This is a genomic window from Dietzia sp. SYD-A1 (assembly GCF_015356725.1).
Lineage (GTDB): Bacteria > Actinomycetota > Actinomycetes > Mycobacteriales > Mycobacteriaceae > Dietzia.
The window spans coordinates 1-2,714 of record NZ_JADDKI010000575.1 but is presented as its reverse complement, the minus strand read 5'-3'; the positions used below and the strand labels follow the sequence as shown (position 1 = coordinate 2,714).

The window sequence follows — 2,714 nt, the reverse complement described above, 5'->3', positions numbered from 1 at the left end:
GGTGGCGGCGATGCTGGTCTCGGGTGGCCTGGGCGGGTGGATAGGCGCGACGGTGGCCGGCGGGGGCGACGGCGCGAGGCTCGCCTCCCCGATCTCCGCCACGCAGCCCGAGGGACAGGCCCCGGACGGCACCGTCGAGTCCGTTGCCGACACGGTGCTGCCGAGCGTGGTCTCGATCGATGTCCGCGGACAGGCCGGGCGGGGTGAGGGATCCGGCGTGATCCTCACCCCGGACGGTCTGATCATCACCAACAACCATGTCATCGCGTTGGGTGCCGCCGGCGGCCAGATCGAGGTGCGCTTCCACGACGGGTCGAGGGCCCCGGCGACGATCGTCGGTACCGATCCGGCGACGGACATCGCCGTGATCAGGGCGGAGACCGACCGGTCGCTCACCCCGATCGCACTCGGGTCCTCCGCGACCCTCGACGAGGGCCAGGCCGTCGCCGCGGTGGGCTCTCCGCTCGGTCTGTCCGGCACCGTGACCACCGGCATCGTCTCCGCGCTCGACAGGCCGGTGCGCGCCGGCGGTGCGCAGTCCGACCAGAGCACGGTGATCGACGCCATCCAGACCGACGCCGCGGTCAACCCCGGCAACTCCGGTGGCGCGCTGGTCAACATGAACGGCGAACTGGTGGGCATCAACTCGGCCATCGCATCGCTGGGATCCGGGAACGCGGGATCCATCGGCCTGGGCTTCGCCATCCCGGTCGACCAGGCCCGGCGGATCGCGGATCAGCTGATCAAGCAGGGTTTCGCCACCCGTGCGGTTCTCGGGGTCACGGTGAGCGACCAGCGGGACATCAGCGGCGCGCTGGTGCGCACCACCGAGGCGGGGGGCCCCGCCGAGCAGGCGGGCATCGAGGAGGGGGCGGTGATCACCGGGGTCGGAGACCGGGTGATCGAGAGCGGTGACGCGTTGGTCGCCGCCATCCGCTCGAGGGCCCCCGGGGAGACGATCTCCGTCACCTATGCTTCTCGTGTGGGCGATCAGCCGAGGACTGTCGACGTGGTACTGGGAGAGGCGAGATGAGCACGAGATTCGACCCGAGGTCTCTGCCCGGTGGGCGCAGGCTCCAGACTGACGTGGACTTCGACCCCACGGCCACCGAGCCGGCGGACACCCCTATCGCCGGTCGCGCGATGGTCGTGGTGGTCACCGACCGGTTGGACGGCCGGGAGGACACGATCGGCCCGCTGGTCACCGAGTTGCTCGAGGAGGAGGGGTTCCTGGTGGGCGGCGTCGTGGGAGTGGCCGCCGACGAGGCCGAGGTCCGCAAGGCACTCGAGACCGCTGTGGTGGGCGGCTTCGACTTCGTGGTGACCGTCGGCGGCACCGGAGTCGGACCGCGGGACATCACCCCCGAGGTGACGGAGGAGATCCTCGACCAGCGACTGCCCGGCATCGCCGAGGCCGTCCGGTCGTCAGGCCTCACGGCCGGGGCCGTCGACTCGATCGTCTCCCGCGGTCTGGTCGGGGTGTCCGGGAGCACGGTGGTCGCCAACCTCGCGCCGAGCCGCGCCGCGATCCGTGACGGGATGGCGACGCTGTGCCCGCTGGTCTCGTACGTGGTGGCTCAGCTGTCCGCGATCGACGAGTGGTGACCGACCGGCGGGTCGAGGACGGCGGGCCGCAGGACGGCGCCGGGACAGACAGCGCCCGGATCGACGAGGTGTTCGGCGAGGTCCTGCCTCGGACCACATCCGACGAGATCCGCGACGAGGACGGCCGGCTCGGCGACGACTGGTGGAGGGAGCAACGCCCTCCCCACCACGGGTGAGTTGCCCGGGTGCGGGGTCAGGACTCGCCGGACGGGTTCCGCGGGTCCGACGGATGGCTGAGCGGACGCCCTGCGAGCAGGTCGCGGATCTCCACCAGGAGGTCGTTGTCCGAGGCGGGGGCATCCACACCCTTGCGCTTGGCGGCGGCCTCCTTCAGCTTGTTCATCGGCCCCACCAGGACGAAGTAGATGACCGCGGCGATGAGCAGGAAGTTGATGATCGCGGTGAGCAGCAACCCGAAGTCCATCCGGGTCTCGGGGTTGTTGTCCAGTAGTTGGACGGCGAATCCGATCTCGCTGTTGCCACCCAGCAGCGCGATGAGCGGGTTGATGATCGCGCTGGTGAAGGCGTCGACGATCGACGCGAACGCCGTGCCGATGACCACCGCGACCGCCAGGTCGATCACGTTGCCCTGCATGATGAAGTCCTTGAAGCCCTTGAGCATCCTGCACCCCTTCCTGGAGACGCGGCGTGGTCCACCACGTGCGCGTACGTGCGCTCCGATCTGAACCGCAGGGACGTTACCAGCACGATCCGTGCCCCGGTCACCCGTGCACCAGGATCGCCAGCGGGGTCCCGGCGGCGTGAGAGGCCACCCGGGCGGCGTCGGATTCCGGTACCTCGACGAGGATCGAGCGGTTCCCGCCCCGGCCGGTAGGTGTGTCGGCGACGCGGGCGGCTCTGGCGATCACCAGGGGCCCGCCGGGCGAGTCCGGGTCGGCCGTGCCGATCAGATCCACCAGGTCACCGGCGCTCAGGAGGTCGGCGACGGTCGGGTCCGCCAGGGGGACCGGGACCACCCTCACGTTCCGGTTGTCGGCGTGATGACGGGCGTCCGTCGTGGGCGGGGCCGGCACCTCCGCCGGGGACTGACGTGCGACGACGGGCGCGGCGATCACCAGTGCGGCGGCCACGGCGATCCGTGCGGCCCG

The 2,714-nt window shown here is 71.0% G+C and carries 5 protein-coding genes; 3 read left to right on the top strand and 2 right to left on the bottom strand.

What is annotated here, in order from left to right:
* From IY392_RS17135 to IY392_RS17125, 3 genes are all read left to right on the top strand, one after another.
* The coding region (locus tag IY392_RS17135; protein ID WP_194861889.1) for a S1C family serine protease at positions 1-1,033 on the top strand (1,033 nt) is incomplete at its 5' end.
* Positions 1,030-1,605, top strand: coding sequence for a molybdenum cofactor biosynthesis protein B (locus IY392_RS17130; protein ID WP_107756970.1), 576 nt, complete (start codon positions 1,030-1,032; stop codon positions 1,603-1,605). The genes IY392_RS17135 and IY392_RS17130, both read left to right, overlap by 4 nt.
* Positions 1,602-1,781: a hypothetical protein gene (locus tag IY392_RS17125; protein ID WP_194861888.1), complete on the top strand. Its 180-nt coding sequence runs from the start codon at positions 1,602-1,604 to the stop codon at positions 1,779-1,781. Before IY392_RS17130 ends, IY392_RS17125 begins: the two co-directional genes overlap by 4 nt.
* A gap of 17 nt (positions 1,782-1,798) precedes the next feature.
* Here the strand turns inward: IY392_RS17125 and mscL are convergent, their stop codons facing one another.
* Positions 1,799-2,227 carry a large conductance mechanosensitive channel protein MscL gene (gene mscL / locus IY392_RS17120; RefSeq protein ID WP_107756968.1) on the bottom strand — a complete coding sequence of 143 codons (429 nt, stop codon included), beginning with the start codon at positions 2,225-2,227 and terminating at the stop codon, positions 1,799-1,801.
* 100 nt (positions 2,228-2,327) lie between these two features.
* Positions 2,328-2,714 (bottom strand): hypothetical protein (locus IY392_RS17115; RefSeq protein ID WP_194861887.1); only part of this gene is annotated, 387 nt, incomplete at its 5' end.